The sequence below is a fragment of the Kribbella yunnanensis genome, from assembly GCF_039529655.1.
Taxonomy (GTDB): Bacteria; Actinomycetota; Actinomycetes; order Propionibacteriales; family Kribbellaceae; genus Kribbella; species Kribbella yunnanensis.
In genome coordinates, this window is the sequence record NZ_BAAANF010000030.1 from 21,485 (window position 1) to 29,016 (window position 7,532).

The window sequence follows — 7,532 nt, forward strand, 5'->3', positions numbered from 1 at the left end:
GTCACACCCCGGCGTACGAGTGCAGGCCGGACACGAGCAGGTTCACGCCGACGAAGTTGAAGATGAAAACGAACCAGCCGATGATCGCGATCGTGGCGGCCCGGCGACCGCGCCAGCCCGCGGTCGCGCGCGCGTGCAGGTAGGCGGCGTACACGACCCAGGTGACCAGCGACCAGACCTCCTTGGGGTCCCAGCCCCAGTACCGGCCCCAGGCGTACTCGGCCCAGATCGGTCCGGCGACCAGTACGCCGAAGGTCCACAGCGGGAAGGCGAACGCGAGCACCTTGTACGCCGTACCGTCCATCGCCTCGGCACTCGGCAGTCGGCGCAGCGCGGCCGACATCGAGCCGCCGTCCAGCGCCTTGCGCTCGGCGCGGGCCTTGATCAGGTAGAGCACGGAGACCAGGCCGCCGACGGTGAACGCGCCACCGGAGATCGCGGCCGCGGACACGTGGATGACCAGCCAGTACGAGTGCAGCGCCGGAACCAGCGGACCGGCCGGCGTGTAGAGCGCGAGCGTCGCAAGCCCCAGTACGGCGGCCACTACCAGCGTGACCGGAAGTCCCAGCCACTGCAGCCGGTACCGCTGCACGAACGCGAGGTAGACCACCGCGACCGCCAGGGACGCGGTGATGGAGAACTCGTACATGTTGCCCCACGGCACCCGCCCCGCGGCGAGCCCCCGGGTCAGCACACCGGTGAGGTGCAGGCCGAAGGCCAGGCAGGTCAGCAGCACGCCGATCCGGCTGGCCGCAGCCATCCGCGCGGACGGTGCGTTGTGGTCAACCGGGCCGACCGCGGCGGTCGTACCGCCCGAGGCCGGCTGTCCATCGGAGGTCACCAGGACCTGCGCTTCAGACTCCACCTTCACAACAGCGCGGCCCATCGCCCACTCGGACGCGTGCGAGACCATCGCGATCGCGTAGATGACGGTGGCCGTCGGAATCAGCAGGTTGGAGACCTGTGCGTAGCTCTCCGGACTCATGGCTTCTCCTGCGCGTCAGGTTGGGGTTTCAGAGCGTTGGTGATGGCGTGCAGTTCGTCGCCGAGCCCGCGTTCGGGACCCCGGTCCAGGCCCGCGACCTCGACCACGGTACGCCCGTCCTCCTCGCGGACCCGCACCCAGGTACGGCGCGGGTGGATGAAGAGCGAACCCATCAGGCCGAGGATCATCAGCACGACACCGCCGAGCGCGAGACCGGTCCCGGGGGTGTGGCTGACCTGCAGCTTCACCCAGCGGGAGTACCCGTCGAAGGTGATCGAGCCGGCCTTGTCGGGCAGCGTGAGGCTGTCACCGGGCTTGAGCTGGAAGCGCAGCTTGTCGCCGTCCTTCTCGAACTGGGTCAGCTTGTTCTTGTCCAGCTGGTACACCGACTCCGGCTTCCCGGTCTCCGGCTGCGGACGGCCGTAGAAGCCCGTCATCACCAGCGCCGGGTTCAGGTCGTCGGGGAACACCGAGCGCGGACCGAGGTCGTCGATGACCGCGGTCGGCAGGAAGAAGCCTTCGAAGCCCAGCGTCACGGGCCGCGCGTCCGGGGCCTTGATCACACCGAACGACGAGAAGTTGCCGTCCTGCGGGAGGAACGGCGCCGGTCCGGAGAACGCGACCTGTCCCGTGCCGTCCTTGACCGTCACCTTCGGCGCGTAGCCGTGGCCGAGCAGGTAGACGCTGCTGCCGTCGAGCTTCAGCGGGTGGTTGACCCGCAGGTCGTACGACTTCTCCGGACCGTCCGGGGTCTCCTGGTAGGTGATGTCCGCGTTGAACTCGCGCGCGGCACCCTTCTGCGGACCGCTCTCCTGGAACTTTGCCTCGAAGTCCTTGACGGTCAGCGCGAACGGCGGCAGGTCGTTCTCGGAGTCGAACGCCGAGCCCGACGTGAAGTCGTCGTACTGGGCCAGCGAGTTGGCGAAGCCGTTGCCTACGACAACCAACACGGTGCCGCGGTAACCGAACAGCGAACCCCAGGCGACGCCGATCAGCGCAAGGATCAGGGAGAAGTGGAAGAGCAGGTTGCCGGCCTCGCGGAGATAACCGCGTTCGGCGCCGATCGCGCCGTCGTACGACTCGACGCGGAAGCGGCGCCTTCGGAGCTCTTTTCGAGCGGCGTCCAGTACGGCGTCGGGGTCCTTCTCAACGGTGATGGTCTCGAAGCCGGCCAGGCGGTTCAGGTTGCGCGGCGGCTTCGGCGGGCGGGAGCGGACGGCCTTCAGGTAGACGCCGAGGCGCGGGACCACACAGCCGATCAGCGAGATGAACAGCAGCAGGTAGATCGCCGAGAACCAGGCCGACTTGTAGACGTCGAAGAGGCCGAGCTTGTCGTAGAACGGCCCGAGCTTCGGGTGCATCTCGAGGAAGTCGGCGACCTTGATCGGGTCGACCCCGGTCTGCGGGATCAACGAACCCGGGACCGCGCCGAGCGCGAGCAGGAACAGCAGCACCAGCGCGGTCTTCATCGACGTCAGCTGTCGCCAGGTCCAGCGCAGCCAGCCCTTGAACCCCATCGCCGGCAGGTCCGGCCGCCCGTCCGGGCTCGAGCCGGCCGCGATCCGATCCTCGACCTCGGTCATCTCACACCGCCGACCCGAAGTTGGCCACCCATTGCCGCAGGTCCGCGGTCATCACATCCCACACTCCTGTCAGCAACAGCACGCCGACGGTGATCATCAGTACGCCGCCGATCCGGATCACCAGCACTTGGTGTTTGCGCACCCACGCGACCGCGCCGAGCATGCGCCGGAACGCCAGCGCAGCAACGATGAATGGGATGCCGAGCCCGAGGCTGAACACGCCGGCCAGCAGTGCTCCGCGGCCGACACTGCCTTCGGTCGTGGCCAGCGTCATCACGGTTCCGAGCGTCGGCCCGATACAAGGTGTCCAGCCGAAGCCGAACAGGATGCCGAGCAACGGCGCGGCCGCGATCCCAACCGCCGGAACCCGGTGCACCCGCAGATCCTTCTGCAGGAAGCCCACTCCACCGAGGAAGACCAGGCCGAGTACGACGGTCGCGCCGCCGAGCACCTTGGTGATCAGGCCCTGATGATCGATGAGCAGATCACCGGCCTTGCCGAACACCACCCCGGTCAGGATGAACACGGCCGAGAACCCGGCCACGAACAACGCCGTACCGGCAAGCATCCGGCCGCGCTGCTTCGAGCCCAGCTCGGCCGCCGACAGCCCGGTCACGTAGGACAGGTAGCCGGGGAGCAGTGGTACGACGCACGGTGAGAAGAACGAGATCGTGCCGGCCAGCACCGCGATCGGCAGTGCCACCAGCATCGAGCCCGTCATGGCGTCGGCGAACCACTGACCCATCAGCTCAACCAGCGTCCTTGACCATGCCGAGCAATGTGTCCTTGGTGATCGGCGCGATCGCGCGGGCCGCGACCTTGCCTTCCTTGTCGATCACGAGCGTGGTCGGGATCGCCTTCGGCGAGATCTGACCACGGAACCGCAACACGGCCTTGCCGGACGGGTCGTAGATGCTCGGGTACGGAACCTTGAACTCCTGCTGGAACCTGCGGGCCGGGGCCGGGTCGAGATCGCGGGTGTTCAGTCCGACGAACTGCACCGACGTCCCGAGCTCCTCCGCGGCCTTCACGAAGTCCGGGGCCTCCTGGCGGCACGGTGGGCACCAGGAACCCCAGACGTTCAGGACGACGACCTTGCCGAGCTGGTCGGACAGCGTCCACTTCTTGCCGTCGAGGGTGTCGCCGCTGAGCGTCGGGGCGGGCTTGCGGTCGCCCTTGGCGAACACCGACACGTTGCCGTTGCCGCTGACGAAACCGGACTGGCCCTCGCGGTTCTGCGCCGACTGCTGGCCGGTCGTGCACCCGGTAACCAGCAGTACGCCCGCGATCAGGAACGCCGTACGACGGAACTTCATCACGCGCCGCCGACGAACTTCTTCGGGTTCTTCACCGGCAGCAGGTCCTTGGCCGGTTCGGAGTAGCCGACCGAGACGATCGACTCACCGTGGAAGGTGAACGAGGTCACGCTGGCCAGACTGCACTGCCGCTTCCGCGGGTCGTGCCACAACCGGCGGCCCTCGATCGCGGACCGGACGATCCAGATCGGCAGCTGGTGCGACACGATCAGGGCCTCGTGCCCGGCGGACTTCTGCCGGGCGGTCTCGATCGCGTCCCGCATCCGGCGGACGATCTGCTGGTACGGCTCACCCCAGGACGGCTTCACCGGGTTGCGCAGCAACCACCAGGCGCTCGGGTTCTTCAGAGCGCCGTCGCCGACGCCGAACTTCTTGCCCTCGAACAGGTTCGCCGCTTCGATCACCCGCTCGTCGATGTCCGGGGTGAGACCGAAGGTCTTGGCGATCGGCTCCATCGTCTCCTGGGCCCGCTCCAGCGGCGAGCTGACCAGGTGCACGATGTCGCGGTTCTTGACGTGCTCGGCCACCCGGTCGGCCATCTGGCGGCCGAGATCGGACAGGTGGAAATCAGGGATCCGGCCGTAGAGCACGCCGGTCGGGTTGTGCACCTCGCCATGACGCATCACGTGCACGACCGTGGTTTCGGTCACTGCTTGCCTTTCAGTTCTGTACGGCGGCCGCTGCCGCGGCTGCCGGTGCGAGGGCGGACTCGATCTCGGCGAGCCCGTCGTCGTCGATCGCGCTGCTGACGAACCAGGCCTCGAACGCGCTCGGCGGCAGGTACACCCCGCCGTCCAGCATCGCATGGAAGAACGCACCGAACCTCGGTAGCACCTGAGCGCCCGCATCACCGAAGTTCTTGATGACGGCATTCTCCTCAGACTCCACGAAGAAGACACTGAAGAGGTTCCCGGCCGCCTGGATGACGTGCGGCACACCTTCCTTGTCCAGCGCGGTCTTCACGAGCTCCTGGATGGTGAGCGCCGTCTGGTCGAGTTTTGCGTAGACCTCATCGGTCGCGAGCCGCAGCGTGGTCAGACCAGCAGTGGTGGCGATCGGGTTCCCGGACAGCGTCCCGGCCTGGTAGACCGAGCCCTCCGGAGCCAGGTGGGCCATCACGTCGGCACGGCCGCCGAACGCCGCGGCCGGGAAGCCGCCGCCCATCACCTTGCCGAACGTCATCAGGTCGGGCCGAACGCCGTCGACGCCGTACCAGCCGGACTTGGTGATCCGGAAGCCGGTCATCACCTCGTCGGAGATGAACAGCGCGCCGTTGTCCGTGCAGGTCTTGGCGAGGAACGCGTTGAAGTTGTCCCGCGGCGGAACGACACCCATGTTGCCCGGCGAGGCCTCGGTGATCACGGCCGCGATCTGGTCGCCGTACTCGGCGAAGGCGGCGGAGACGGCGGCCTGGTCGTTGTACGGCAGGACGATCGTGTCGGCGGTGGTCGCTTCGGTGACACCCGGCGTACCGGGGATACCGAGCGTGATCACGCCGGAGCCGGCCTGGGCCAGCAGCGCATCGACATGACCGTGGTAGCAACCGGCGAACTTCACGATCTTCGCGCGGCCGGTGAACCCACGGGCCAGCCGGAGCGCCGACATCGTCGCCTCGGTCCCGGACGAAACCAGCCGCACCTTGTCGACCGGCGTACGCGCGACGATCTCCTCACCGAGCAGCACCTCCGGCTCGGTCGGAGTCCCGTACGACGTCCCGCGGGCGACCGCGGCCTGCACGGCGGCCGTCACCTCGGGGTGCGCGTGGCCGAGCAGCATCGGGCCCCAGGAGCAGACCAGGTCGAGGTAGCGGTTACCGTCGACATCGGTGATGTGACTTCCGTCACCGTGAGTCATGAAGCGCGGCACGCCGCCGACGGCGCGGAACGCCCGGACGGGAGAGTTGACTCCACCCGGGGTGACAGCGGAGGCCCTGTCGAAGAGCGCGGCGGACTGTTCTGTGTGGTCGGGCACGACGGCCATTGTTCTCTACAGACCAGTGCATCCGGTGGGCGGGCGGCAGGATTGGCGCTCCCAGGGGGTTCACAGGGGCGTTGTTACGGGCCAGTATGGGTACCCGGTGACTGCACGTACACGGTCGAGGTCCGGCGCGTAACCCACGCAACGGGGCGGACGTTGTACCTATTGCGACGGTTGACCGGCAACGACGAAGGACCTGTTCGCAGCGTGGGGCTGAGCAGGTCGATGAGTCACGGAGGGGATCATCGATGGCGAAGGGCAAGCGCCGCGCCACGGGAAACGGCTGGCGTTCCGTTGCGCCGCTCATTCCGCTGGCGCTGTTCGCGAGCGCGTTCACCGTCAGCGCAACCGACGATCCGGCGGTCGCCACGGCGTCGCTGGAACAAGGACTGTCAGGTAAGGACTCGGTCGTCGTACCGAACACCCCGATCGCCGAACCGGCCAACGTGCCGGTGCCCGGCGTGGTGGGTCACGGTGTCGAACCGGGCGAGCCGGCCAACCAAGTGGTGTCCGGCTTGTCCCGCAACGGCATTCCGAAGGCGGCACTGAAGGCGTACTCGCGGACCCAGCAGTTGCTGGGGCAGGCCGATCCGACCTGCCATCTGCCGTGGACACTCGTCGCCGCGATCGGTCGCGTCGAGTCGAACCACGGCCGCTTCGGCGGAAGCATGCTGAACAGCAAGGGAGTCGCCGTACCAGGGATCTTCGGGCCCCGGTTGGACGGACTCAAGACCGCCAAGATCAGCGACACCGACGCCGGTGCGTTCGACGGCGACACCGCCTTCGACCGCGCGGTCGGGCCGATGCAGTTCATCCCCGGCACCTGGCGTTCGATGGGTGTCGACGGTGACGGCGACGGTATCCGGAACCCGCAGGACATCGATGACGCGGCGATGTCGACCGGCGTCTACCTCTGCTCCGGCAACACCGACATGGCCAAGGCGAGCGACCTCACCAAGGCCCTGCTGCGATACAACCATTCGACCGACTACGCCAACCTGGTGATGAACATCGCCAAGGCGTACGCGACCGGCAGCTGGATCGCAGTCGGCAACGGCACCGAAGACGGCAACCAGGGCGTCGATCGCGCCGGCGACCAGATCGACAACCCCAACATCGACGCCCCCGCGGACCACAACCTCCCGCAGGCGACCGACCAGCAGACCTACCCGCCGGTCGTCCCGACCACGACCCCTGTGCAGGAGCCGGGCAAGCCGGGTACCAACCCGACCAAGACCCCGCCGACCACAACCAAGCCGCCGACCAGCAAACCGACGGCCAGCAAGCCCCCGACCTCCAAGCCGACCGAACCCGGCACGCCGTCCCCGAAGCCGCCGACGACGTCGCCGAAGCCCCCGCCTCCCGGCGTGGCCACCCTGCAAACCGCCGTCGGCCTGATCGTCGGCACGGTCGGCAGCACAGTCACCGAGTTGTCGAAGGCAACGACGTACTGCCAGTCGGAGATGACGAAGGCCAACATCACCAAGCCGACCCAGTCCCAACTGCAGAAGTGCGTCACCGCCTACCAAACCGGCGGCACCAAGGCGGTCGAAGGCGTCATTCGCAACCTGCTCTCCCTCCTCGGCCTCCTCCTCGGCGGAGGCCTCGGCGGCTGATCCCCCCCAGACGGCGCGCCTGCCCCCACCCCTCCCTAGGCGCGCCTGGCGACGC

Annotated in this window: 7 protein-coding genes; 1 reads left to right on the forward strand and 6 read right to left on the reverse strand. The window is 67.9% G+C overall.

What is annotated here, in order from left to right; all coding sequences use genetic code 11:
- Nucleotide 1: 1 nt before the first annotated feature.
- The 6 genes from ccsB to hemL are packed head-to-tail and all read right to left on the reverse strand — an operon-like array spanning nt 2 to nt 5,864.
- Nucleotides 2-985: a c-type cytochrome biogenesis protein CcsB gene (gene ccsB / locus ABD231_RS39525; RefSeq protein ID WP_344164712.1), complete on the reverse strand. Its 984-nt coding sequence runs from the start codon at nt 983-985 to the stop codon at nt 2-4.
- Nucleotides 982-2,568 (reverse strand): cytochrome c biogenesis protein ResB, encoded by a 1,587-nt coding sequence (gene resB / locus ABD231_RS39530; RefSeq protein ID WP_344164715.1) that lies wholly within the window; start codon nt 2,566-2,568, stop codon nt 982-984. The genes ccsB and resB overlap by 4 nt, the downstream gene beginning before the upstream one ends.
- A 1-nt stretch (nt 2,569) precedes the next feature.
- Nucleotides 2,570-3,313: a cytochrome c biogenesis CcdA family protein gene (locus tag ABD231_RS39535; RefSeq protein ID WP_344164718.1), complete on the reverse strand. Its 744-nt coding sequence runs from the start codon at nt 3,311-3,313 to the stop codon at nt 2,570-2,572.
- Between the two features lie 4 nt (nt 3,314-3,317).
- A complete protein-coding gene (locus ABD231_RS39540) occupies nt 3,318-3,884 on the reverse strand; it encodes a redoxin domain-containing protein (protein WP_344164849.1) in 567 nt (188 codons plus the stop codon).
- Complete coding sequence (locus ABD231_RS39545) at nt 3,884-4,507, reverse strand: histidine phosphatase family protein (protein ID WP_344164852.1); 624 nt, start codon at nt 4,505-4,507, stop codon at nt 3,884-3,886. The genes ABD231_RS39540 and ABD231_RS39545 overlap by 1 nt, the downstream gene beginning before the upstream one ends.
- 37 nt (nt 4,508-4,544) lie before the next feature.
- The gene (gene hemL / locus ABD231_RS39550) at nt 4,545-5,864 is read right to left on the reverse strand and encodes a glutamate-1-semialdehyde 2,1-aminomutase (protein ID WP_344164721.1); all 1,320 of its coding nucleotides are present in this window, start codon (nt 5,862-5,864) and stop codon (nt 4,545-4,547) included.
- A 245-nt stretch (nt 5,865-6,109) separates the two neighbouring features.
- Here hemL and ABD231_RS39555 point away from each other — a divergent pair, with 245 nt between their 5' ends.
- Nucleotides 6,110-7,477 carry a lytic transglycosylase domain-containing protein gene (locus tag ABD231_RS39555; protein WP_344164724.1) on the forward strand — a complete coding sequence of 456 codons (1,368 nt, stop codon included), beginning with the start codon at nt 6,110-6,112 and terminating at the stop codon, nt 7,475-7,477.
- Nucleotides 7,478-7,532 lie beyond the last annotated feature (55 nt).